Annotated in this window: 23 protein-coding genes; 12 read left to right on the top strand and 11 right to left on the bottom strand. The window is 74.8% G+C overall.

The features are described from left to right. Nucleotides 1–1,505: SpoIIE family protein phosphatase (locus ABD52_RS15995; protein ID WP_047892344.1), on the bottom strand; the 1,505-nt coding region annotated here is incomplete at its 3' end. A 199-nt stretch (nucleotides 1,506–1,704) separates the two neighbouring features. Here ABD52_RS15995 and ABD52_RS15990 point away from each other — a divergent pair. Continuing rightward, complete coding sequence (locus ABD52_RS15990) at nucleotides 1,705–2,565, top strand: hypothetical protein (RefSeq protein ID WP_013474825.1); 861 nt, start codon at nucleotides 1,705–1,707, stop codon at nucleotides 2,563–2,565. A 60-nt stretch (nucleotides 2,566–2,625) separates the two neighbouring features. Here the strand turns inward: ABD52_RS15990 and ABD52_RS15985 are convergent, their stop codons facing one another. Beyond that, nucleotides 2,626–2,991, bottom strand: a complete 366-nt coding sequence (locus ABD52_RS15985) for a DUF6401 family natural product biosynthesis protein (protein ID WP_030270331.1) — start codon at nucleotides 2,989–2,991, stop codon at nucleotides 2,626–2,628. A 163-nt stretch (nucleotides 2,992–3,154) separates the two neighbouring features. Here ABD52_RS15985 and ABD52_RS15980 point away from each other — a divergent pair, with 163 nt between their 5' ends. Continuing rightward, the gene (locus tag ABD52_RS15980; RefSeq protein WP_047892343.1) at nucleotides 3,155–3,601 is read left to right on the top strand and encodes a hypothetical protein; all 447 of its coding nucleotides are present in this window, start codon (nucleotides 3,155–3,157) and stop codon (nucleotides 3,599–3,601) included. A 1-nt stretch (nucleotide 3,602) separates the two neighbouring features. Here the strand turns inward: ABD52_RS15980 and ABD52_RS15975 are convergent, their stop codons facing one another. The 5 genes from ABD52_RS15975 to ABD52_RS15955 form a co-directional block, all read right to left on the bottom strand. Next, nucleotides 3,603–3,815, bottom strand: a complete 213-nt coding sequence (locus ABD52_RS15975; protein ID WP_013285387.1) for a hypothetical protein — start codon at nucleotides 3,813–3,815, stop codon at nucleotides 3,603–3,605. Nucleotides 3,816–3,979: 164 nt separating this feature from the next. Then, nucleotides 3,980–4,243: a hypothetical protein gene (locus ABD52_RS15970; protein WP_030270328.1), complete on the bottom strand. Its 264-nt coding sequence runs from the start codon at nucleotides 4,241–4,243 to the stop codon at nucleotides 3,980–3,982. Between the two features lie 101 nt (nucleotides 4,244–4,344). Further along, complete coding sequence (locus ABD52_RS15965; RefSeq protein WP_013285389.1) at nucleotides 4,345–4,806, bottom strand: SRPBCC family protein; 462 nt, start codon at nucleotides 4,804–4,806, stop codon at nucleotides 4,345–4,347. A 58-nt stretch (nucleotides 4,807–4,864) separates the two neighbouring features. Continuing rightward, on the bottom strand, nucleotides 4,865–5,281 hold the full coding sequence (locus ABD52_RS15960) for a DUF2795 domain-containing protein (protein WP_047892342.1): 417 nt from the start codon (nucleotides 5,279–5,281) through the stop codon (nucleotides 4,865–4,867). Nucleotides 5,282–5,338: 57 nt separating this feature from the next. Beyond that, the gene (locus ABD52_RS15955) at nucleotides 5,339–6,361 is read right to left on the bottom strand and encodes a YihY/virulence factor BrkB family protein (RefSeq protein WP_047892341.1); all 1,023 of its coding nucleotides are present in this window, start codon (nucleotides 6,359–6,361) and stop codon (nucleotides 5,339–5,341) included. A gap of 141 nt (nucleotides 6,362–6,502) precedes the next feature. Here ABD52_RS15955 and ABD52_RS15950 point away from each other — a divergent pair, with 141 nt between their 5' ends. Then, nucleotides 6,503–6,907 carry a ChaB family protein gene (locus ABD52_RS15950; protein WP_013285392.1) on the top strand — a complete coding sequence of 135 codons (405 nt, stop codon included), beginning with the start codon at nucleotides 6,503–6,505 and terminating at the stop codon, nucleotides 6,905–6,907. Nucleotides 6,908–6,966: 59 nt separating this feature from the next. Here the strand turns inward: ABD52_RS15950 and ABD52_RS15945 are convergent, their stop codons facing one another. After that, the gene (locus ABD52_RS15945) at nucleotides 6,967–8,400 is read right to left on the bottom strand and encodes an aldehyde dehydrogenase (protein ID WP_013285393.1); all 1,434 of its coding nucleotides are present in this window, start codon (nucleotides 8,398–8,400) and stop codon (nucleotides 6,967–6,969) included. 72 nt (nucleotides 8,401–8,472) lie between these two features. On the opposite strand from ABD52_RS15945, the gene ABD52_RS15940 reads away from it, so the two are divergent. Next, nucleotides 8,473–10,065, top strand: coding sequence for an NAD(P)/FAD-dependent oxidoreductase (locus tag ABD52_RS15940; RefSeq protein WP_047892340.1), 1,593 nt, complete (start codon nucleotides 8,473–8,475; stop codon nucleotides 10,063–10,065). A 451-nt stretch (nucleotides 10,066–10,516) separates the two neighbouring features. On the opposite strand, the gene ABD52_RS15935 is transcribed toward ABD52_RS15940, so the two are convergent. Next, nucleotides 10,517–11,284: a polyprenol monophosphomannose synthase gene (locus tag ABD52_RS15935; protein WP_013285395.1), complete on the bottom strand. Its 768-nt coding sequence runs from the start codon at nucleotides 11,282–11,284 to the stop codon at nucleotides 10,517–10,519. A 90-nt stretch (nucleotides 11,285–11,374) separates the two neighbouring features. After that, complete coding sequence (locus ABD52_RS15930; protein WP_013285396.1) at nucleotides 11,375–11,821, bottom strand: SRPBCC family protein; 447 nt, start codon at nucleotides 11,819–11,821, stop codon at nucleotides 11,375–11,377. Nucleotides 11,822–12,078: 257 nt separating this feature from the next. Between ABD52_RS15930 and ABD52_RS15925 the strand changes: the two genes are divergently transcribed. The 8 genes from ABD52_RS15925 to ABD52_RS15890 are packed head-to-tail and all read left to right on the top strand — an operon-like array spanning nucleotide 12,079 to nucleotide 20,706. Further along, nucleotides 12,079–13,668, top strand: a complete 1,590-nt coding sequence (locus tag ABD52_RS15925) for an HAD-IIIA family hydrolase (RefSeq protein ID WP_235437477.1) — start codon at nucleotides 12,079–12,081, stop codon at nucleotides 13,666–13,668. Continuing rightward, nucleotides 13,665–14,639, top strand: coding sequence for a glycosyltransferase (locus ABD52_RS15920; protein ID WP_013474832.1), 975 nt, complete (start codon nucleotides 13,665–13,667; stop codon nucleotides 14,637–14,639). Before ABD52_RS15925 ends, ABD52_RS15920 begins: the two co-directional genes overlap by 4 nt. Then, nucleotides 14,624–15,841, top strand: coding sequence for a glycosyltransferase (locus tag ABD52_RS15915; protein ID WP_047892338.1), 1,218 nt, complete (start codon nucleotides 14,624–14,626; stop codon nucleotides 15,839–15,841). Before ABD52_RS15920 ends, ABD52_RS15915 begins: the two co-directional genes overlap by 16 nt. Then, a complete protein-coding gene (locus tag ABD52_RS15910) occupies nucleotides 15,841–16,533 on the top strand; it encodes an SIS domain-containing protein (protein WP_047892337.1) in 693 nt (230 codons plus the stop codon). Before ABD52_RS15915 ends, ABD52_RS15910 begins: the two co-directional genes overlap by 1 nt. Further along, the gene (locus tag ABD52_RS15905; RefSeq protein WP_013285401.1) at nucleotides 16,530–18,020 is read left to right on the top strand and encodes a PfkB family carbohydrate kinase; all 1,491 of its coding nucleotides are present in this window, start codon (nucleotides 16,530–16,532) and stop codon (nucleotides 18,018–18,020) included. The genes ABD52_RS15910 and ABD52_RS15905 overlap by 4 nt, the downstream gene beginning before the upstream one ends. A 55-nt stretch (nucleotides 18,021–18,075) precedes the next feature. Further along, nucleotides 18,076–18,777, top strand: coding sequence for an SDR family oxidoreductase (locus ABD52_RS15900; RefSeq protein WP_013285402.1), 702 nt, complete (start codon nucleotides 18,076–18,078; stop codon nucleotides 18,775–18,777). After that, complete coding sequence (locus ABD52_RS15895; RefSeq protein WP_013285403.1) at nucleotides 18,774–19,733, top strand: glycosyltransferase family 9 protein; 960 nt, start codon at nucleotides 18,774–18,776, stop codon at nucleotides 19,731–19,733. The genes ABD52_RS15900 and ABD52_RS15895 overlap by 4 nt, the downstream gene beginning before the upstream one ends. Then, complete coding sequence (locus tag ABD52_RS15890; protein ID WP_047892336.1) at nucleotides 19,717–20,706, top strand: DNA topoisomerase IB; 990 nt, start codon at nucleotides 19,717–19,719, stop codon at nucleotides 20,704–20,706. Before ABD52_RS15895 ends, ABD52_RS15890 begins: the two co-directional genes overlap by 17 nt. 177 nt (nucleotides 20,707–20,883) lie before the next feature. Here ABD52_RS15890 and ABD52_RS15885 read toward each other — a convergent pair whose 3' ends face one another. Then, the gene (locus ABD52_RS15885) at nucleotides 20,884–21,927 is read right to left on the bottom strand and encodes a helix-turn-helix domain-containing protein (protein WP_013285405.1); all 1,044 of its coding nucleotides are present in this window, start codon (nucleotides 21,925–21,927) and stop codon (nucleotides 20,884–20,886) included. Nucleotides 21,928–22,053: the final 126 nt, after the last annotated feature.

The following is a 22,053-nucleotide window of genomic DNA, read 5'->3' as shown; positions in this document are numbered from 1 at the left end:
CGCCCACCCAGGCCCAGCGGAGGAGCGGGCGGCACGTCGACGAACTCGGCCACCGCCGCGCCGGGCCCGGCGCGCCGGATCAGCGGCGCGGGATGACCGGCGCTGGCGAGCGTGACCAGCTCGCGGTCCGCCTCGACCACGCCGAAGACCACTGTCACGAACAGCTCCTGGGTGCCGCCCTCGACGCCGAGGCTGGCGACCAGCCGGTCCAGCCCGTCGAGCACCGCGTCCGGCCGGGAGTCGACCAGGGCGAGCGCGCGCAGCGCGGCGCGTACCTGGCCCATCCGGGCGGCGGCCTGCACGTCGTGCCCGGCCACGTCGCCCAGCACCACGCCCAGCGCGCCGGTCGGCAGCAGGAACGCGTCGTAGAAGTCGCCGCCGGCCGCGTTGCCGTCCACGCCCGGGTCGTAGCGGGCGGCGATGCGCAGCCGGGGCAGGTCCGGGAGCCGTTCCGGCAGCATGCTGCGTTGCAGCATCTGGGCGGTGCCGTGCTGGGTCTCGAAGCGGCGGGCCCGCTCGGCGGCCTGGCCGACCAGCTCCGAGGAGGCGGTCAGCAGCGCCCGTTCGGCGGGGGACCAGGGGCGCGGCGTCCGGTAGCCCACTGTCAGCGAGCCCCGGACCACCGTGGTACGCAGCGGCAGCGCCGCCAGCGCGCGGATCTTCTCGTCGTGCCGGTCCGCCGCGACGCCGCGCAGCGGCTGCCCGTCGGCGGTGAACGAGGCCACGCCGCTGCGCGCGGTCACCACCGCGGGCAGCGGTGACTCGGCGGACATCCGGCGCCACAGCGGGGGCAGCCGCTCGTCGGCCTCGTCGAGCAGTTCGCCGCGGATGCGGCGGACCAGCCGCCACGCGCTGCCCTCGTCCACCGCGAACGACACCCGGTCGGCGTCGAAGGAGTGCAGGCAGTAGCGCAACGTCACCCGGGCCACGTCGTCGAGCGTGAGCGTGCCGGCCAGTGCCGCCGCGAAGTCGCTCAGGCTCTGCAACTGCTGGGTCAGCTGGGTGGTCTGCGCCGAGACGGTCAGAACGCCGACGATGCGGCCGGTGGAGTCGCGTACCGGGCAGTGGCCCCGGGTGAACACGGCCGGCTCGGCCGGGCCCTGCCGGTCGGCCGGCAGCACCGCCTCCCGTTGCAGGAACGGCTCGCCGTGCCGGTAGACCCGTTCCAGCGCCTCGCCGGCGCTCGGGTCGCGCCACACCTCGGCGAACGCCTCGGCCGCCGGCCGGCCCAGCGCGTCCGGGTGCCGGTCGCCGATCAGCTCGGCGTACCCGTCGTTGTAGAAGACCACCAGGTCGTCGCCGAGGAGCAGGGCCATCGGTACGGGGGAGGCGAGCACCACGTCCGTCACGGCGCGTACCGCGGGATCCCAGGTGTGCGGAGCGCCCAGCGACGTGCCGGCCCACGGGTGGGCGGTCCCGGCCGCCTGCCCGCCGACGACGGGATCGGTGGGCGCTCCCGGTGCGGGGGCGGACGGTGTGGGAACCCGACCGACGGTGCCTGGCATGACCGCAGCCTAACCGGAGCGTGGCCGGGTGGTTCCGATCATGCGTCCGTGGCGGGTTCGGGTGCCGGGCGGCGCGGATGTTCGGGCAGGTCAGACCGGTTCGGCAGGGCATGTCGGGAAATTGCCCCGGTCCGGCTCGGCGTGCTGCCCAGGTCACCGGGTATGCGGGCGGCGCAGTTCACGCGACAGGAGGGACATCATGCCGAAAACCCTCGCGGTCGGACAGGTCGACATCAGTGCGGCCTGGACCGACTTCTGGAGGTCGGTGCTGCTCTTCGTACCGCGGGCGATCGCGTTCATCGCGATCCTCGTCGTGGGTTGGCTCATCGCCCGAGCCGTCCTCAAAATCGTGGACGCGGCACTGGAACGGGTGGGATTCGACCGCGCCGTCGAACGCGGCGGCGTCAAACGGGCCCTGGAACGCACCAAGTACGACGCCAGCGACATCCTGGCCAAACTGGCCTACTACGCGGTCCTGCTGTTCACCCTGCAGTTCGCCTTCGGGGTGTGGGGACCGAACGCGATCAGCGACCTGATCCGCGGGGTGGTGTCCTGGCTGCCGCGGGCCTTCGTGGCGATCGTGATCGTGGTGATCGCCGCCGCCATCGCCAACGCCGTCCGGGACCTGGTCTCCGGCGCGCTGGGTGGGCTCTCGTACGGCCGGGTGCTGGCCGACGTGACGGCGATCTTCATCCTGGCGCTCGGCATCATCGCCGCGCTGAACCAGGTGGGCATCGCCACCACGGTGACCACACCGGTGCTCGTGGCGTTCCTCGCCACCGTGGCCGGCATCCTGATCGTCGGTGTCGGTGGTGGTCTGGTCAAGCCGATGCAGGACCGCTGGGACGGCTGGCTGCACCGGGCCGCCGAGGAGTCCCGGGCGATCCGGCAGCAGCGGCAGGCGCAGCAGGCCGGCCGTGGCGACTACGAGCGGCGGATGGCCGACCGGGGCGGGCAACCGGCACCGGCGGCGCAGCAGTCGTCCATGTCGGGCGCGGGCACGTACCGCTCCGGCGAGGCAGGGGACGAGACACAGCAGTTCCGCCGGCCGAACGGCTGACGGCAACGGGTGACGGGGTGTCCGCGGGGCGATCGCGGGCGCCCCGTAGCCGTGTCCGGGTCAGGCCAGGTGGCGCGGGTCCAGCCCGCGGGCCAGCAGGCACACCGCGAGCAGGCGGGTGAGCGTCCAGTCCGGCTCGGACCAGTCCACCGGCTCGGCCGGCGGCGTCCAGCCGTACTCGGCCGCCGCGTCGCGCAGCCCTTCGACGTACCCGGCGAGCGCCGCCACCGTCAGTGGCCGGCGGTCGCCGTCGAGGCTGTCGCGTACCCCGGCGGCGTGCTGGTCGACCTCGGCGAGCAGCCCGGGGTTCGCGTGGGCCGCGGCGAGGCCGGCGGTGCCGACGGTGGCGGTCAGCGAGGTGAGGGTCGTCCGCGCGGCCACGGCCGCGGAGCGGCGGGTCGCGACCCGGTTGTTCGGCACGCGCATGGTGTCCGAGGCTAACGCCGCCCGCCGCGGGCCGGCCTCGGCCGAGCGGGGGATGCCCGGGTCGTCCGGGGGAGCGGTCTCGTCGTCCGGCGGGATTGAGTCGCCCGTGCGGGGGCAGAAGTCCGGTACGCAGACCACGCGACCGGGGTCACGGAGGGACACGATGGGACAGCGGGCCGACGGACCGGACCGGGCACACCGGCGCCCGGAGGGAGTGAGTGACGCCACGGTCGAGGCGCTGGGCAAGCTCAGCGAGGCCCTGGAGTGCGTCGAGCGGGCCCGCGGCCACCTGTACGGGCTGCACCAGCTCATCGGCCACGCGGACCTGATGCTCGACGACGCGGTGGAGATGTTCCGCGCCGCCGGTCACCCGGCGCTCGCCGAGCGGATCGACAGGGAACTGCTCGGCCGCAACGTCATCGCCGGGCGGTGGACGTTCCAGATCGTCGAGGACTTCGACGACGGGTACTACGCGCTCTTCCGGGAGCTGGACCGGCAGGCCCGCGACGAGCTGGTCGAGGGCCGGCGGCACCTCTACGAGGCGGAGATGAAGGAGCGCCGCCGCAGCCGGGGGATGCCGGGGCACGAGGCTCGCCCCGGCACGCGCTGACTCAGTCGGAGGAGCGGGCGTCGGCCGGGCGGCGGCGGGCGCCGTCGTCGGCGATGATCACGGTCGCGACCATCAGCGCCACCACCAGGCTGAACAGCCAGGAGCTGTCCTCGGTGAACCGGGCGGAGACCGGAGCCTGGAGCGCGGCGAGCAGGAAGCCCAGCCACGCGAGCTTGCGCTGACGGTTGGAGAGGAAACCGGAGCCCTGTTGCATCCCGAAAGTCTTGCGCGCATCAGGGGGAGTGCCGTCAGCCGTTCGGCCGATTCTAGATGGGCTGTCCGTTTTCCCGGCCGTCCGTACCGCACTTTTTGTCGTTTCGGCCGAGCATGAATCCGGCGGCTGCGGGCATCGGCACGGGTGCCGCAGCCGCCGGCGGATCACATGCTGTCGGGGCCGGTCCGCCCGATCGTCGACGGCCGGTAGGCCCGGTCCGCATCGGTCATCTCACGCCGCTCGGCCTCCGGGCCGGCGCCCCGGTCCACCGCCTCCGGGCCGTGCCCGAACGCGGCCTCCTCGCCGGCGTCGTTGGCGGTGACGTCGTCGCCCTGGCCGTCCGTGGCCGACCGGGCGATGGCCTGGTCCAGCTCGTGCAGGGGAGTGCGGTCCTCGTCGCGCCACACGTGGCGGTCGTTGTCGGTCATTCCCCTGCGGTACCCGGACCGGATGATCGCAAACGGCCGGACACGGCGATGGCCGCCGGCACCGCCGGCGGCCATCGAAACTCGGGTACGGGGGAGGTGGCTCAGGGGGTGGGGCGGTCGACAGCGCCACGCCAGGCGCCGGTCTCCTGACCGCGCCGCTCGATGAACTGCTTGAACCGCTCCAGGTCGCCCTTGGCGCGCCGGTCGACCACGCCCAGCTTGTCGCCGGCCTGCTCGACCACGCCGTGCGGCTCGAACTCCATCTGGAGCGTGACCCGGGTGTGCCCCTCGTCGAGGCGGTGGAAGGTCACCACGCCCGCCTGCTGGGTGCCCCCGGTGGAGCGCCAGGCCACCCGCTCGTCCGGCAGCTGCTCGGTGATCTCGGCGTCGAACTCGCGCTTCACGCCCGCGATCTCGACGGTCCAGTGGGTCATCGTGTCGGAGAGCTGCCGCACCTCCTGCACGCCGTCCATGAAGTGCGGGAACTCCTCGAACTGGGTCCACTGGTCGTACGCGGTCCGGATCGGGACGTCCACGTCCACGTGCTCGGTAACGCCACTCATGTCGGGGTTCCTCCTCTTCCGCCGGTGTGTGTCTCGTACGGGCCGTGGGCCGGCCCGCTCACCAGCGCGTCGTCTCGTTCCTGTGCCCGAGTGCGGCCCACACCTCGGAGATCGTCTGGTAGTGGGCGCCCGCGGGCAGGGTCTCCAGGGCGGCGACGATGTCCGTCGGCGCCTCGTTCTCCCGCGCGTTTGCCAGCAGCGCGTCCCGGTCACCGGGCAGGGCGGTCATGGTGATGAACCGTCCCAGCCGGCTGCGCGCCTCGACGTCCTCGGAGCTCATGCCTTGCGGCGTGCCGCTGCGCAGCTCCCCGGCCGGCGCCGTGGTGGCCTCCGGCTGGTCCTCGCCGGCCGGCTCGGGGATCCGGAACTCCTCGGCCCGCGAACCGCCGGTCCCGGTGCTCTGGACGAGACCGCTGACCTCGCTGCTCATCTGGTCGTCGACCCTGGGCGAGTGCTTGCTGCTGCCACGTTCCATGCCTTGGGAGATGCCCCGGGGGATCGCCGGTAAACCGGCGCGGGCCGGGAGAGCCGGTCATCCGGGCGGCAACCGGTCGGCCGTCTTCTCTCCGTCCGCCTTCTCGTCGTCGGCCGGGGCGCGCGGCGGCAGCACCGGGTCGTCCGGCTCCTCGACCCCCGCCTGCATCGCCCGCCCGCGTTGCAGCTCGGCGTTCACCTGCACGCCGAGCATCAGCGCGCAGTTGGACAGGTAGAGCCACACCAGGAACGCGATGACCGCGCCGAGACTGCCGTACGTGACGTCGTACGAGCCGAAGTTCGCCACGTACAGGCCGAAGCCGAAGGAGGCGAGCACCCAGGCCACGAGCGCCAGCGCGCCGCCCGGGGTGAGCCAGCGGAACCGCGGCTGGCGGACGTTCGGCGCGATCCAGAACAGCAGCGACAGCAGCGTCATCGCGACCACGGCGAGCAGCGGCCACTTCGCCACCGACCATGTCGTGCGGGCCACCGCCCCGGCGTGCAGCAGGTCACCCACCGCGTCGGTGACCGGGCCGCTGACGATCAGCCCGGTGGCCACCACCGCCAGCAGCACGATCGTCACCGCGGCCATGCCGATCTGCAACGGGCGCAGCCGGTAGAACGGCCGTCCCTCCCGTACCCCGTAGATCGCGTTGGAGGCGCGGGTGAACGCGCCGATGAACCCGGACGCGGACCAGAGGGCGCCGAGCAGACCGAAGCTGAGCAGCACCTTCGCCGAGCCCTGCTGCTCGACCACGTTGCGCACCACGCCCACGAACGCGTCGTTGCCGACCACCGAGCCGGCGCCGATCTCCCGGGCCAGGTCGATCACGGTGTCGACGGTGCGCGGGCCGTCGGAGACCAGGCCGACCAGCGCGACCACCACGATCGTGGACGGGAACAGGGCCAGCACGCCGTAGTAGGTGAGCGCCGCGGCCCAGTCCGCGCAGTTGTCGGTGACGAAGCCCTTGCCGCTGCGTACCAGCACGCCGCGCCAGGTGCGCCAGTTGAGCTGGCGGATCCGGCGGGGGAGACGGGACCGCGTCCGGCCGTCGACCGTCTGTGGTGTCGTCACGGTCATGTCCGCCTCCTCCAGGCCCCGCCACCGGGCGTGGCCGGGCGGTACCCCCGGGGGGAAATCGACAAACCGGGTGCCGGTTTGCCCGCCGGGCGGGAGGGAACCACACCAGACACCCGATCGAGACTCCAGGAGGAGGACGAGATGCCCGGGCGCGAGGTACTGCCCAGCACGCTGCGGCGCTCCCCGGCGAAGGCGCAGCGGACCTGGGAGAAGACGCACGACTCGGCGGTCGAGACGTACGGCGAGGGGGAGCGGGCGCACCGCACCGCCTTCGCCGCGGTCAAGCACGAGTTCGAGAAGGTGGGCGACCACTGGGAGCCCAAGGGCCGCAAGGGGCCCAGCGACAAGCAGGCCGAAGGCGGCGGCCCGGCCCGGCGCGCGCCGACGGCCGGCGGGGTGGACGCCAACGCCACCAAGGACCACCTCATGGAGGTGGCGAAGAAACTGGACGTGCGTGGCCGGTCCCGGATGACCAAGCCGGAACTGGTCACGGCGATCGAGAAGGCCAACAACAACGCGACCCGCAAGGCCCGCGGGGGTCGCTGACCCCTGGGGTACGCGTCGAGCCCGGGACCGAGGCGGTCCCGGGCTCGCTCTGTGCCGTCTCACCAGTGGCCGCCGCCCGGCGCCTCCAGGTGCACCGCCTTGACGGTGCTGAACTCGTCCAGCAGCTCCGGGCCGTACCCGAAGCCCTGGCCACTGCCCCGGCGCGGCTGGGCCGCGCCACCCGGCGCCCCGCCGAACACCGAATTGATCTTCACGGTGCCGACCGGCAGTTCCCGCCAGGCGCGCTGGGCATGGCTCATCGAGCCGGTCAGCACTGTGGCGGCCAGCCCGTACGGGGAGTCGGCCGCGCACCGCAGCCCCTCGCTGAACGAGTCGACCACCACCACCGGGGCTACCGGCCCGAACGTCTCCTCCCGGACCAGCGCCATGTCGTGGCGGCAGCCCTCGACCACGGTGGCCGGGTAGAACGCGCCCGGTCCGTCCGGCAGCACGCCGCCGGCGCGTACCCGGGCACCGTCGGCGAGCGCGGCGGTCACCTGCCCGTGCACGTGGTCCCGGTGCCGCCGGTCCACGAGCGGCGCGAGCTGTGTGCCCGGGTCACGGCCGGGGCCCACTGTGAGCGCCTCGGCGCGCGCCACGAGCGCGTCCAGGAAGCCCTCGGCGACGTCGCGGTGCACGTAGATCCGCTCCACCGCCACGCAGATCTGACCGGCGTTGGCGAAGCAGCCGAGCGCCGCCTGTTCGGCCGCCCAGATCGGGTCGACGTCCGCGTCCACCACGAGCGGATCGCTGCCGCCGTTCTCCAGCAGCACCTTCGCCCCGGTACGCGCGCCCGCGGCGGCGATCACCCGGCCGGTCGCAGTGGAACCGACGTGCGCGATGACGTCCAGCTCCTGCCCGGCCAGCGCGGCGCCGACCTCGCCGCCGCCGGTGATCAGCGACAGCACCCCGGCCGGCAACGCCGAGTCCAGCGCGCGGGCGAGCAGCCAGCCGGTGGCAGGGGTCCGCTCGCTCGGCTTGTAGACCACCACGTTGCCGGTGACCAGCGCCGCGCCGAGCAAGCCGCAGGACACCGCCACCGGGTCGTTCCACGGGGTGATCGCGGCGACCACGCCGCGCGGCTCGGGAGCCATGAAGTCCAGCGCGCCGTGCGCGCCGTGCAGCGTCCGGCCGCCCCGTAGCGGGGCCAGTTCGGCGTACTGTCGCAGCGTGCCGACGCCCGCCGCCACCCCGCCCCGCGCGTCGTCGAGCGGCTTGCCCATCTCCGCCGTGGTCGCCTCGGCCAACTCGTCGGCCGCCGCCTCGACGGCGTCCGCCGCCCGGTGCAGCGCCGCGGCCCGGTCCGCGGGCGCGGTCGCGGCCCACTCCGCCGCCACGCCCCGGGCCGCCTCCACCGCCTTGGCCACCTCGTCGGCCGTCGCGACCGGCGTCCGCGTCACCGGCGACCCGTCCGCCGGATCGTGGACGACCAGCTCGCCGCCCTCGCCGCCGGCGCCCCACACTCCACCAATGAGCTGCGCAACCGTGTACATGCGGCCGTGCTTGCCCCGGCATGGGCTGGGCAAACGCGTTTCGCCCGGTGACCGGCCGGGTAGGCGGATCGGATGACCTCCACCGCAGACGCCGTCGTCATCGGGGCCGGGCACAACGGGCTGGTGGCCGCGAACCTGCTGGTGGACGCCGGCTGGGACGTCGAGGTCCTGGAGGCCACCGAGGCGCCCGGCGGGGCCGTCCGCTCCGCGTACGTGACCGCGCCCGGTTACCTCAGCGACCTCTACAGCTCCTTCTACCCGCTCGGCTACGCCTCCCCGGTGCTCGACGGGCTGGGCCTGGAACGGCACGGCCTGTCCTGGACGCACGCGCCGGACGTGCTGGCGCACCTGCTACCGGACGGCCGGGCCGCAGTGGTCAACCGCGACCTGGACGCCACCGCCGCCTCGCTGGAGGCGTTCGCGCCCGGCGACGGGGAGCGCTGGCGGCACGCGTACGCCGACTGGTGCCAGGTCTCCGAGCCGATGTTGCAGACGATCACCACCCCGTTCCCGCCGGTACGCGGCGGACTGGGCCTGCTGCGGCAGCTCCGGGTCGGCGGCGCGCTCCGGCTCGCCCGCCGCCTCGTGCTCCCGGTCCGCAAGCTCGGCGCGGAGCTGTTCGAGGGCGAGGGCGGCACTGTGCTGCTGGCCGGATGCGCCCTGCACACCGACCTGTCCCCGGAGGAGGCCGGCTCCGGCGTGTACGGCTGGCTGCTCGCCATGCTCGGCCAGCAGGTGGGCTGGCCGGTGCCGGTGGGCGGCGCCCAGAAGATCACCGACGCGCTGGTGGCGCGGCTGGTCGAGCGGGGCGGGCGGATCACGTACGGCGCCCGGGTCGAGCGGGTGCTCACCGCCCGGGGCCGGGCGATGGGCGTACGCACCGCAGGCGGCACCGACTGGCGGGCCCGGCGCGCCGTGCTCGCCGACGTACCAGCGCCTGCGCTCTTCCTCGACCTGGTCGGCGCGGCGGCGCTGCCGCCCCGGATGGTCGAGGACCTGGCGCACTTCAAGTGGGACGGCTCCACGCTCAAGGTCGACTGGGCGCTGTCCGCGCCGGTGCCGTGGAAGAACCGCGACCTGGCCGGCGCCGGCACCGTGCACCTGGGCGCCGACCTCGACGGCCTCACCACGTACGCGGCCGAGCTGGCCCGCGGCGAGCTGCCACGGGATCCGTTCCTACTGGTGGGACAGATGTCGGTGGCCGACCCGAGTCACTCACCGCCCGGCACCGAGTCGCTCTGGTCCTACACCCACCTGCCGTTCCGCCGGAACTGGCGGGCCGAGGAGGTGGCGGGGCACGTGGAGCGGATGGAGGAGGTGCTGGAGACGGCGGCGCCGGGTTTCCGGGCGTCGATCGTCGGGCGCCACGTGGCCGGCCCGGCCGACCTGGAGGCCGCCGAGCCGAGCCTGGTCGGGGGAGCGCTGGGCGGCGGCACTGCCGCGGCGTACCAGCAGTTGTTCCTGCGGCCGATCCCCGGCCTGGGCCGGGCCGACACCCCGGTGGACCGGCTCTACCTGGCCAGCGCCTCCGCCCACCCGGGCGGCGGCGTCCACGGCGCGCCGGGGGCGAACGCGGCGCGGGCCGCGCTGGCCCGCGACCGGGCCGTCACCGGCGCGGTGTACGCCCGGACGATCGCCGCCGCCCACCGCACCGTCTACCGCTGACCCGACCGCGCCTCCACCCGGATGCAGCCATAGATCTTGGTACGAAAGTGCCCCTGTGGGGGCCGTTTCCTACCAAGATCTGCGAGCTGTTCGCGACGAGGCGCTCAAAGCGGTGTCGGCTGACCGCCGACTGCGCCGACGGCTGATCGCCGCCGCGCAATCGACGGCTGACGGCCGTTCACGGTGCGTAACGCTGAGTATTCGGCGCTGCCCCGGCGGTATCAACGCACCACCGCCTTTGCTCTGCACCCGCATACGCATCGGTCACGCAGCGTGTCCGCAGCGGGCGCCCGGCGAAACAATGTCCCGGACAGCGTCCCTGCTCAGGGCGGTGCTGCGCCGATGGCTGCAGAGCAAAGGGGTCGACGAGGAAAGTGGCGGGACGACCGCGCCCTCACGCGCGGTGACAATGACGCAGCGTGAGGGCGCGGTGGAGGTGCGGGAGAGCGGGTCAGGAGTCCAGGTTGCGGTGCCGGCTGCGCAGCTTGAACGGCATCAGCGCGCTCTCGATCTTCGTGGCGGTGGTCATCTTCGAGTCGCCGTCGCGGCGCTCCTCGAAGCGGATCGGCACCTCGAGGATCGTGTGGCCCAGCTTGGTGGCGAGGTAGTGCATCTCCACCTGGAAGCTGTAGCCGTTGGACTGCACCCGGTCCAGCCCGATCGCGCGCAGCGCATCCGCCCGCCAGATCTTGAAGCCGGCGGTCAGGTCGCGGATGCGTACCCGCAGCAGCGTGTGCACGTACAGGTTCGCCCAGCCGCTGAGCGCGCGCCGGTACAGCGGCCAGTTCTCGTCCAGCTCACCGCCGGGCACGTAGCGCGAGCCGATGACCACCGAAGCCTGGGTGGACAGCAGCGCGCCGAGCATGCCGGGCAGCGCCTCCGGCGGGTGCGACAGGTCGGCGTCCATCTGCGCGACGAAGTCCGCGCCGTCGTCGAGCGCCCGGCCGATGCCGTCCACGTACGCCCGGCCGAGACCCTCCTTGCCCGGGCGGTGCAGCACCGTCACCCGGTCCGGGTGCTCGATGGCCAGCTTGTCGGCGACCTCGCCGGTACCGTCCGGGGAGTTGTCGTCGGCGACCAGCACCTTCAGCCCCGGCAGCGGCAGCGCGAGGAGGCGCTCGACCAGCACCGGGAGGTTGCCCGCCTCGTTGTAGGTCGGAACGACGACGGTCAGGCGCGCATCCCCCCACGGGGAGGGTAACTGCACGGGTTCGATCATCACGGACATCCTCGGTCAGCCGACAGGTTCACCTGAGAGGGTAGCCAGTCCCTCGCGCGGCAGCCGCACAGACGCCCCGCCACCGATCGATCACCGCTCCGGCTTCTGCCTCGTCGCGATGTCGGACAGCCGGGCGAGCGTCTCCCGGTTGCGAAGATGCAGCACCAGGTCGTTGAGCTTGGTCCGGACCCACCGCAGCGGCCCGGCGGCGAAGTCCTCGCCGATCGTCACCCGGGTCCTGCCGTCGTCCAGCGGCTCCAGGGCGAACGCCACGATCGCCTCCCCGGCCGGCCACAGCCCGGCGCGCAGCACCAGCCGGTGCGGCGACTGGCACTCCAGCACCGTCGACTTGTCCTGGAGCGAGAACGGCCACGGCCCGGCCCGGTGGTGCAGCCGGCTGCCGACGCGCGGCCACGTGTCGTCCACGTCCCGCACGTGCGCGGTGCCCACCACCCAGTCGCTGTACGTCCACCCGTCCGCGAGCACCTCGAAGACCTGCTCCGGGGGCGCGTCGATCACCTTCTCCACAACCGCCATCACCGAGCGGTACCCCGGCGCGGGCCGTCGCTAACGGCGATCCGGGTTAGCTTCTCCGGGGCGGCGGGTATCGCCGGACCGGGCCGGTCGTGGCAGGCGTGCACCCGGCTGTGCGGCACCGGCGGGGCGGCCTGGCGCCGACGTCGACGTTTACTCCTCGGGGCCTCGGGAACCCGCCGCCCGTGCGACGGGACCACGAGCGGGATCAGTGCAGGTCAGCCCGGGTTGACCCGGGTGCTGACCGGTTCCCGTCCGGCCTGTACGACGCGGTCCTGCTGGACCGGGACGGCACGCTGGTGGAGGATGTGCCGTACAACGGCGACCCGGAGAAGGTCCGGCCGGTGCCGGGCGCCCGGGAGGCGCTGGACCGGTTGCGGGCGGCCGGGTTGCGGCTGGCGGTGGTCACCAACCAGTCCGGCCTGGCCCGGGGCTGCTTCACGGCGCACGACCTGCGTCTGGTCAACGCCCGGGTGGAGGAACTGCTCGGGCCCTTCGACCACTGGGCGATCTGCCCGCACGCCGAGGCCGACGGGTGCGTCTGCCGCAAGCCCGCGCCCGGCCTCGTGCACGAGGCCGCGGCCGCGCTCGGGACCACGCCGACCCGCTGCGTGGTGATCGGGGACATCGGCGCGGACACGGCAGCCGCCGCCGCGGCCGGCGCCGCGGCGATCATGGTGCCCACGCCCGCCACCCGGGCCGCCGAGGTGGCTGCCGCGCCCACTGTCGCGGCCGACCTGCCGGACGCGGTGGGCATCGTGCTGGCCCGGATGCGCCTGACGGCCGCGCCGCAGCCCGCGCGCCGGTCACGCCGGGACACGGTGCTGGTGGTGCGCAGCGACGCGGCGGGCGACGTGCTGGTGACCGGTCCGGGCATCCGGGCGGTCGCGGCCGGCGCGCAGCGGGTGGTGCTGCTGTGCGGGCCACGCGGCCGGGCCGCCGCCGAACTGCTCCCAGGCGTGGACGAGATCATCGAGGCGCCGCTGCCGTGGATCGACGCGCCCGCCCCACCCGTCGACCCCGGCGCCGTGCGCGCGCTGACCGACCGGCTGTCGGAGGTACGCGCCGACGAGGCGGTCGTGTTCACCTCCTTCCACCAGTCCGCCCTGCCCCTGGCCCTGCTTCTGCGCCTGGCCGGGGTACCCCGGATCAGCGCCATCAGCGACGACTACCCCGGCAGCCTGCTCGACGTCCGCCACCGCGTCCCGGCAGGCGTACCCGAACCCGAACGCGCCCTGTCCCTCGCCGCCGCAGCCGGCTTCGCGCTGCCCGGCCATGACGAACCGGCGCTGCGCATCCGCACCGACCGGCTTCCGCCGCGCGCGGCCGACGCCGGCGAACCCGGCTACGTGGTCCTGCACCCCGGATCGTCGGTGGAGACCCGCGCCTGCCCGGAGGAACTGGCCACCCGCGTGGTCCGCGTGCTCGGCGCCGCAGGCTACCGGGTCGTGGTCACCGGCGGACCGGACGAGCGGGAGCTGACCGCGCGCGTCGCCGCGGCGGGCGGCGTCGACCTGGGCGGGCGGACCGGGCTGGACGACCTGGCGGCGGTCATCGCCGGCGCCGGGGCGCTGGTGGTGGGCAACACCGGCCCGGCGCACCTGGCCGCCGCGCTCCGCGTGCCGGTGGTGAGCCTGTTCGCGCCGACGGTGCCGTTCGGGCAGTGGGGGCCCTACCGGGTGCCGACGGTGCGGCTCGGCGACGCGGGGGCGGCGTGCCGGGACACCCGCGCCACCGTCTGCCCGGTCCCCGGCCACCCGTGCCTGTCGGCTGTCGAGCCGGGACGGGTCCTGGAGGCGTTGCGGCTGCTCGGCGTGCCGGCACCGGTGGCGGGCGGGGTGGCCGGATGAACATCCTGCTGTGGCACGTCCACGGGTCGTGGACGACCTCCTTCGTGCACGGCAAGCACCGCTACCTGGTGCCTGTCACGCCGGACCGGGGTCCGTACGGGCTGGGCCGGGCGCGCACCTACCCGTGGCCGGACAGCGCCGTCGAGGTCACTCCCGAAGACCTGCGCGACACCGACGTGGACCTGGTGATCCTGCAACGCCCGGAGGAACTCGACCTGGCGGCGGAGTGGCTCGGCCGCCGGCCGGGCCGGGACGTGCCGGCCATCTACGTCGAGCACAACACCCCGAAAGGCGACGTGCCGAACACCCGGCACCCGATGGCCGACCGCGACGACCTGCTGCTCACGCACGTCACCGCGTTCAACGAGCTGTTCTGGGACAACGGCGCGACCAGGACCACAGTCGTCGACCACGGCGTCGTACCGCCGAACGTCGAGTGGACCGGGGAACTCGACCGCCTCGCCGTGGTCATCAACGAGCCGGTACGCCGCTGGCGGGTCACCGGCACCGACCTGCTCGCCCGGTTCGCCGCGCTGGCGCCGCTGGACGTCTACGGCATGAAGGTGGACGGTCTCGCCGCCCACCTCGGCCTGCCCGAGGACCGGCTGACCAGCCACGACGACGTACCCCAGCACGCCATGCACGCCGAACTCGCCAAACGGCGCGCGTACCTGCACCTGTGCCGCTGGACCTCACTCGGCCTCAGCCTCGTCGAGGCCATGACCATGGGCATGCCCGTGGTGGCACTGGCCACGACCGAGGCGGTGGAGGCGGTGCCGCCTGCCGCGGGCGCGCTGTCCACCCGCGTCGACACGCTCGTCGACGCCGCCCGTGGCCTGCTGGACGACCCGGAGTCCGCCCGCCGGGCGGGCGCCGTGGCCCGGGCCGCCGCCCGGGACCGCTACGGCCTGGATCGATTCCTCGCCGACTGGGACCGGCTGCTGGAGGAGGAAGTATGCGCATCGCGATGATCTCGGAGCATGCCAGCCCGCTCGCCGTCCTCGGCGGGGAGGACGCCGGTGGCCAGAACACGCATGTCGCGGAGCTCTCCGCCGCGCTCGCGGCCGCCGGTCACGACGTGCGCGTCTACACCCGCCTCGACGCGGTGGACCTGCCGGTGAGCGTCCGCACCCCGGACGGGTACGAGGTGGTCCACGTACCGGCCGGGCCGGCCGAACCGGTGGCCAAGGACGACCTGCTGCCGTACATGCCGTCGTTCGGGCAGTGGCTGGCCGACCGGTGGCGCACCGGCGACTGGCAGCCCGAGGTGGTGCACGCGCACTTCTGGATGAGCGGGCTCGCGGGTCTCGCCGCGGCCCGCCGCGCGGGCGTGCCGATGGTGCAGACGTACCACGCGCTCGGCACCGTCAAGCGCCGCCACCAGGGCGTGCAGGACACCAGCCCGCCGGGCCGGGTCGAGCACGAGCGGAAGCTGGGCCGCTCGGTGGACCGGGTGGTCGCCCAGTGCCAGGACGAGGTCGCCGAACTGGTCCGGATGGGCGTACCCCGGTCCCGGATGACTGTCGTGCCGTCGGGGGTGAACCTCACGACGTTCTCCCCGCTCGGCCCGGTCGCCGACCGTGACGGCGGCCGGGCCCGCGTCCTCACCGTCGGCCGGCTGGTCGAACGCAAGGGCTTCCAGGACGTCATCCGGGCCGTCGCCGAGGTGCCGGATGCCGAGTGCGTCGTCGTCGGCGGGCCGCCGGCCGGGCTGCTGGAGACCGACCCGTACGCGTTGCGCCTGCGCGCGCTGGCCCACTCGCTCGGCGTCGCCGACCGGGTACGGCTGGTCGGCGCGGTCCCCCGGGAGGAGATGGGCCGCTGGTACCGGTCGGCCGACGTGCTCGTGGCCGCCCCCTGGTACGAGCCGTTCGGGCTCACCCCGCTGGAGGCGATGGCCTGCGGCGTACCGGTGGTCGCGACGGCTGTCGGCGGGCTGATCGACACGGTGGTGGCCGGACGTACCGGCGACCTGGTGCCGCCCCGGGAGCCGGCCGCCCTCGGCGCGGCGCTCCGGGGCCTGCTCGGCGACCGGATCCGCCGCTTCGCCTACGCCACCGCCGCGCTGGAGCGGGCCCGCACCCGCTACTCCTGGGCCACCACCGCGGACCGCCTCACCGAGCTGTACGGCGAGGTGGCCACCGTGCGCCGCCCGACCCGGGTGGTCGCCTGATGACGGCCGGGACGCCGGCCGCCGGCGCGACGGTGCTGGAGGACCACCTGAGCCTGCTGGCCGCCGCGTTGCTGCCGCTGCGGGAGGCGGAGCAGATGCTGGCCCGCTGGGGCGAGGAGCTGGCGCAGCGGCTCGCCGCCGGTGGCCGGTTGCTGGTGGCGGGCAACGGCGGCAGCGCCGCCGAAGCCCAGCACCTCACCGCCGAACTCGTCGGCAAACTCCGCCACGACCGCCAACCCCTCTCCGCCATCGCCCTGCACGCCGAGACCAGCGCCGTCACCGCCATCGCCAACGACTACGGATACGACGAAACCTTCGCCCGGCAGGTCCGCGCCCACGGCCGGCCCCACGACCACCTCCTGCTCATGACCACCAGCGGCGCCAGCACCAACCTCCTCACCGCCGCCCACGCCGCACACCAGGCGGGCCTGCGCTGCTGGGCCTTCACCGGACCCGCACCCAACCCCCTCGCCGACCTCTGCCACGAGCATCTGGCGATCGACTCGCCGGACGGGCAGGTGGTGCAGGAACTGCATCTGGTGGCTTCGCACGTGCTCTGCGAGTACGTCGAGCTGGCGCTGCCCGCCGCGCTCGCCGCCCAGCCGGTGGCCGGGCCGGTACGCGCGGGTGTCGAGGTCGTCGTCGGCGAGCCGGACCCGACGGCGACGGCCGGCCGGGGAGGCCCGGCATGAGGGGACCGGTGGTGGTGCTCGGTGACACGCTGCTGGACCGCGACGTCGAAGGTCTGGTGAACCGGCTCTGCCCGGACTCCCCGGTGCCGGTGCTGGACGAGACCGTATCCGTCGACCGGCCCGGTGGCGCCGGGCTGGCCGCCGTCTTCGCCGCCGCGCAGGGCGCCGAGGTCGCGCTGGTCACCGCCGTCGCCGACGACGCGGGCGGGGCCCGGCTGGGCACGCTGCTCGCCGCCGCCGGGGTCCGGTTGTACGCGCTTCCGCTGGCCGGCGCCACCCCGGAGAAGATCCGGCTGCGGGCGCGCGGACGGGTGCTGCTGCGCCACGACCGGGGCGGGAGCGCCGGTGCGCCCGGTCAGCCCAGCGACGCCGTGCTGCGGCTGATCGCCGACGCGTCCGCCGTGCTGGTGAGCGACTACGGCCGGGGCGTGGCCGGGCATCCGGCGCTGCGCGCGGCGCTGGCCGCAACCCGGGCGCCTGTGGTCTGGGATCCGCATCCGCGCGGGCCGGCCGCCGTACCCGGCGTGCACCTGGCCACCCCGAACGAGCCGGAGGCCCGCGAGCTGGCCAAGACGCCGCCGGGCGGCTCCCGCCTGGCCGTCGCGTCGCGTAGCGCGCACGCCTTGCGCCGCCGCTGGCAGGCGCGCGCGGTGGCGGTGACGCTCGGCGGCGACGGCGCGCTGCTCAGCCACGCCGGGTCCACGCCCCTGGTGGTGCCGGCGCCGCCCGCCGAGGGGGACACCTGCGGGGCCGGCGACCGGTTCGCGTCCACCGCGACGCTGGCCCTGGCCCGGGGCGCGCTCGTGTCCGAGGCGGTGCAGGAGGCGGTCACCGAGGCGTCGGCGTACGTGGCCGGCGGCGGTGTCGCCGCCGCGCTGCCCGCGCCGGTGCGGGCGGTCGCCCCGGCGGTGGTCACCGGCGGCGGGGACCGGATCGGCGCCGGGGCGGCCGGCGAGGTGGTGGCGCGGGTACGTGCGGCCGGCGGCACGGTGGTCGCCACCGGCGGCTGCTTCGACCTGCTGCACGCCGGGCACGTGGCGACGCTCCAGGCGGCCCGGCAGCTCGGCGACTGCCTGGTGGTCTGCCTCAACTCCGACGCCAGCGTGGCGGGGCTCAAGGGTCCGGAGCGCCCGGTCGTGCCGCAGGGCGACAGGGGGCGGCTGCTCGCCGCGCTCGGCTGCGTCGACGCGGTGCTGATCTTCGACGAGCCGACACCGGAGGCGGCGCTGTCCTGGCTGCGCCCGGACATCTGGGTCAAGGGCGGCGACTACGCCAGCGGCGGCGGCCCGGAGACCTTGCCCGAGACGGAGATCCTGGCCCGCTGGGGCGGTCACACGGTGGTCGTGCCGTACCTCGACGGGCGCTCGACCACCGACATGATCGCGGCGGCGCGGGCCGGGCGGGGCAGCGGCGGCTGGCCGGCCGCGTCGGGCGACCCGGCCGAGGCCGTCGCGCAGGTCCGGTCCACGGCGAAGGGAGCACGATGAACGAGCGACGCATCCGACCCAGCGCGGTCGCGCCCGCCGGTCCGACGGTGGCGGCGTGAGCGCCGGCGCGCCCGGAGCCGGGCCGACCGTCCTGGTCACCGGCGGCTCCAGCGGGCTCGGCGCGGCGGTGGTCGCCGCGGTGGCCCGCGCCGGTGGGCGCCCGCTGGTGCTGGACCGGCAGCGCCCCGCCGACGGGGTGCCCTGGGTCGAGTGCGACCTGGCCGACACCCGCGCCGCCGAGGCCGCCACCCGCGACCTCGCGGAACGCTCCGGCGGGCTGGACGCCGTGGTCACCGCCGCCGGGATGGACGTGCCCGGGAAGCTGGCCGACATCCCGGCCGAGACCTGGGAGCGGATCGTCACAGTGGACCTGCTCGCCACCGCTGCGGTGATCCGGGCCGCGCTGCCCTGGCTGGAGGCGTCCCGGGGCAGCATCGTCACTGTGGCCTCCACGCTCGGGGTGAAGGCGGTCAGCGACGCGACAGCGTACTGCGCGGCGAAGTTCGGGGTGGTGGGCTTCACCCGGGCGCTCGCCGCGGAACTCGCCGGCGCTGTCGGCGTGACGCTGCTGATCCCGGGCGGGATGCGGACCGCGTTCTTCGACGAGCGGGACGCGCAGTACCGCCCCGGCCCGGACGCGGTGCTCAACGAGCCGGCCGACACCGCCGCCGCCGTCATGTTCGCGCTGTCCCAGCCGGCCGGCTGCGCGGTACGCGAGATGGTGGTCTGCGCCGCGCAGGAGTCCTCGTACCCGTGATCCTGGTGCTGCGGGCGCTCGGGGTCGGCGACCTGGCCACCGCCGTGCCGGCGCTGCGTGGCCTGCGCGCCGGCCTGCCGGGCCGGGAGCTGGTGCTCGCCGCGCCGGGCTGGCTGGCGCCGCTGGCGGAGCTGACCGGGGCGGTCGACCGGGTGCTGCCCACCGCCGGGCCGGACCGGATCGCGTGGACCGGCCCGCCCCCCGAGGTGGCGGTCAACCTGCACGGCCGTGGGCCGCAGTCGCACCGGGCGCTGGCCGCCGTACGCCCCGGCCGGCTGCTCGCCCACAGCAACCCGGGCGCCGGGCACCCGGACGGCCCGGCCTGGGACGACGACGAGCACGAGGTCCGCCGCTGGTGCCGCCTGCTGCACGCGTACGGGCTGCCGGCCGACCCGGGGGACCTGGCGCTGCGGCGTCCGGCGCTGACCGGCGTACCGGCCGGGGTGACGCTGCTGCACCCGGGCGGCAAGATCCCGGCGAAGCGCTGGCCGGCGGACCGGTTCGCCGGGCTGGCCCGGGAGCTGGCCGCGCGCGGGCACCGGGTGGCGGTCACCGGCTCGCCGGACGAGCGGGCGCTGGCCGAGCGGGTCGCCCGCGACGCCGGGCTGCCGCCGGAGGCGGTGCTGGCCGGCCGGACCGGACTGGCCGAGATGGCCGCGCTCGTCGCGGGCGCGCGGCTGGTGGTCAGCGGGGACACCGGCGTGGCGCACCTCGCCACCGGCTACGGCACCGCGTCGGTGGTGCTGTTCGGCCCGGTGCCGGCGGCGCACTGGGGCCCGCCGCCGGACCGGCCCCGGCACCGGGCGCTGGGTGCGATCGAGCCCACGCCCGTCAACCCGGATTCGACCGGGTCGGGCGGGGTAGGAACCCACCCGACATTGGATGCCATCGGGATCGACGAGGTGGTGGCTGCGGTGGCAGACGTGGAACGGGTCTCCGGTGCGGTTGCGGCGTAGCGATCCGGGCCGGCCGGGATACGCGCGCCGGCGGCGCGGCAAGGGCTGGCTCTTCCTCGACCCGGCCGGCGAGCCGGTGCGCGACGCCGGGGAGCTGACCCGGCTGCGCGAGCTGGTGATCCCGCCCGCCTGGCGGGACGTGTGGATCTCGCCGTACCCGAACGGCCACATCCAGGCCACCGGCATCGACGCGGCGGGCCGCAAGCAGTACCTCTACCACCCGGGCTGGCGGCGCAAGCGCGACGAGGCCAAGTTCGACCACGTGCTGGAGGTGGCGCACCGGCTGCCCGTGCTGCGCGACCGGGTCACGCACGACCTGGCGCTGCGCGGCCTGCGCCGCGAACGGGTGCTGGCCACCGTCGCCCGGCTGCTCGACATGGGCGCGTTCCGGGTCGGCAGCGACCAGTACGCCACCGGCGACGACCCGACGTTCGGCGTGTCCACGCTGCGCCCCGAGCACGCCCGCTCCCGGGGCGGCTGCGTGGTGTTCGAGTTCCCGGCCAAGGGCGGCATCGACCAGGTCCGCCGGATCGAGGACGCCGAACTGTGCCGGGTGCTGCTCAACCTGCGCCGTCGCCGGCGCGCCCAGGAACGGCTGTTCGGCTACTGGGACGGCCGCTCCTGGCGCGACGTGCGCAGCGACGAGGTGAACGACTACCTGCGCGATGCCAGCGGCGGCGAGATGACCGCGAAGGACTTCCGTACCTGGCACGCGACGGTGCTGGCCGCCGCCGAACTGGCCACTGTGGGTCCGCAGCGCTCCGCCACCGCCCGCAGGCGCGCCGTGGCGGGGGTGATGCGTTCGGTGGCCGAACTGCTCGGCAACACCCCGACGGTGGCCCGGACCTCGTACGTGGACCCGCGCGTGGTCGACCTCTACCACGACGGGGTGCTGGCGCCGGTGCAGCCGGAGATGCCGCGCGAGGCGGTGGAGAAGTCGGTGCTGGCGTTGCTGGAGGAGGAGGCCGGCTGACCGCCGACCGGCCCCGTCGGTCCTGGGGGGAAGCGCGACGGGGCCGGAAATCTCGGCCGCCGGTGCGGTCCCGGGAAACATCACCGGGCGGGGCCGCCCGCGGCCGGGACCGCCGCGGACGCCGCGCCCGGCCCCCCGATATCCGCGGGCCCACCGCGAGCGGTACAGGCCCGGGTTTCAGTATGTACGGGACAGGTTGACGGCGGATGCCGTGCTGTTGACGATCCGTGCCGATTCCAGGTGACGGGCCCGGTACTCCTGCGGCGTCTCGCCCTGCGTGGTCCGGAAGACCCGGCTGAAGTGCGCCTTGTCCCGGAAGCCCCAGCGGGCGGCGATGACCTGGATCGAGCGGTCGCTCAGCGCCGGGTCGGCGAGGTCGCGGCGGCACCGGGCCAGCCGCTCGTCCCTGATGTACGCGGCAACTGTGGTCTCCTCGTCCTCGAAGAGCCGGTGCAGGGAGCGCACCGAGATGTGGTGCGCGTCGGCGATCGCGCCCGGGTCGAGCGTGGCGTCGCCGAGGTGCTGGCGCACGTACGCGCGTACCTGGGCCTGGAGGGCCCGGCGCCGGACCTCGGTGGGCATCTCGTCCTCGGAGACGAGGTTGCGGCCCAGCAGCGTGGCGACCAGGTCGAGACCGACGGCGCCGAGCCGCTCCGCGTCGGCCGCGTGGTACTGCTCGGGGTTCGCGGTGATCCGGATGAGGAAGTCGGCGACCAGCCCGCCGACGCCCTCGGAGCCGGACATCCGGCCGGCGAACAGGGGAGCGAGCCGGCGGGGCGGCAACGGCAGCGCGTCGTACGGCATCAGGGCCACGATCGAGTGGGCGTACGCGGACCCCGCGGGGTCCGCGTGGTGACTGACCTCGTGCGGGCGGGAGCAGTCGTAGAAGGTGAGGTCACCGGGGCGGCACCGGGCGCGCTGCCCCTCCTGGTCGGCCTGGCTGGTGCCGCTGAGCGTCAGCGCCAGCAGGTAGTAGTCGGGGTCGGAGCGCTGGATCAGTTTCGAGGTGCGCACGCAGTCCACCGACGGGTAGCGGTAGCGGATGAGCTGCATCCGGCCCAGGTCGACGAACTCGGCCCGGGCGACGAAGTCGTCGGCGTGCGCGGTGCGCACCCGCAGCGGCGTCGGGGTGCTCGCCATCATGTCCAGCCACATGCCGAACCGCTCCCGCGGCGGCAGCGCCTGCGTGTCGAGGACCTGCCGGTGCAGCTTCCCGTCCATAGAAACGACTCCCCGTGTTCGTCACGCCCTGCACAAACAGGACGCCCCACGGGGCCGAAAAGCGACACCCGTGGGGCCGTGACGTCCGTCATTGACGGACCGGGGAAACCTCTGTTAGGAGTCCGT

Source organism: Micromonospora sp. RV43 (assembly GCF_001029515.1).
Lineage (GTDB): Bacteria > Actinomycetota > Actinomycetes > Mycobacteriales > Micromonosporaceae > Micromonospora > Micromonospora aurantiaca.
The sequence above is the reverse complement of the archived record's forward strand: the minus strand, read 5'-3'. Positions and strand labels throughout refer to the sequence as shown.

Excerpts from the sequence above, each read along its gene's own strand:
- ABD52_RS15905 (WP_013285401.1), top strand. The coding sequence starts at position 16,530 with ATGAGGGGACCGGTGGTGGTGCTCGGTGACACGCTGCTGGACCGCGAC.
- ABD52_RS15885 (WP_013285405.1), bottom strand. The coding sequence starts at position 21,927 with ATGGACGGGAAGCTGCACCGGCAGGTCCTCGACACGCAGGCGCTGCCG.
- ABD52_RS15985 (WP_030270331.1), bottom strand. The coding sequence starts at position 2,991 with ATGCGCGTGCCGAACAACCGGGTCGCGACCCGCCGCTCCGCGGCCGTG.
- ABD52_RS15965 (WP_013285389.1), bottom strand. The coding sequence starts at position 4,806 with ATGAGTGGCGTTACCGAGCACGTGGACGTGGACGTCCCGATCCGGACC.
- ABD52_RS15910 (WP_047892337.1), top strand. The coding sequence starts at position 15,841 with ATGACGGCCGGGACGCCGGCCGCCGGCGCGACGGTGCTGGAGGACCAC.
- ABD52_RS15980 (WP_047892343.1), top strand. The coding sequence starts at position 3,155 with ATGGGACAGCGGGCCGACGGACCGGACCGGGCACACCGGCGCCCGGAG.
- ABD52_RS15950 (WP_013285392.1), top strand. The coding sequence starts at position 6,503 with ATGCCCGGGCGCGAGGTACTGCCCAGCACGCTGCGGCGCTCCCCGGCG.
- ABD52_RS15960 (WP_047892342.1), bottom strand. The coding sequence starts at position 5,281 with ATGGAACGTGGCAGCAGCAAGCACTCGCCCAGGGTCGACGACCAGATG.
- ABD52_RS15990 (WP_013474825.1), top strand. The coding sequence starts at position 1,705 with ATGCCGAAAACCCTCGCGGTCGGACAGGTCGACATCAGTGCGGCCTGG.
- ABD52_RS15975 (WP_013285387.1), bottom strand. The coding sequence starts at position 3,815 with ATGCAACAGGGCTCCGGTTTCCTCTCCAACCGTCAGCGCAAGCTCGCG.
- ABD52_RS15930 (WP_013285396.1), bottom strand. The coding sequence starts at position 11,821 with ATGGCGGTTGTGGAGAAGGTGATCGACGCGCCCCCGGAGCAGGTCTTC.
- ABD52_RS15970 (WP_030270328.1), bottom strand. The coding sequence starts at position 4,243 with ATGACCGACAACGACCGCCACGTGTGGCGCGACGAGGACCGCACTCCC.
- ABD52_RS15935 (WP_013285395.1), bottom strand. The coding sequence starts at position 11,284 with ATGATCGAACCCGTGCAGTTACCCTCCCCGTGGGGGGATGCGCGCCTG.
- ABD52_RS15915 (WP_047892338.1), top strand. The coding sequence starts at position 14,624 with ATGCGCATCGCGATGATCTCGGAGCATGCCAGCCCGCTCGCCGTCCTC.
- ABD52_RS15920 (WP_013474832.1), top strand. The coding sequence starts at position 13,665 with ATGAACATCCTGCTGTGGCACGTCCACGGGTCGTGGACGACCTCCTTC.
- ABD52_RS15945 (WP_013285393.1), bottom strand. The coding sequence starts at position 8,400 with ATGTACACGGTTGCGCAGCTCATTGGTGGAGTGTGGGGCGCCGGCGGC.
- ABD52_RS15955 (WP_047892341.1), bottom strand. The coding sequence starts at position 6,361 with ATGACCGTGACGACACCACAGACGGTCGACGGCCGGACGCGGTCCCGT.
- ABD52_RS15940 (WP_047892340.1), top strand. The coding sequence starts at position 8,473 with ATGACCTCCACCGCAGACGCCGTCGTCATCGGGGCCGGGCACAACGGG.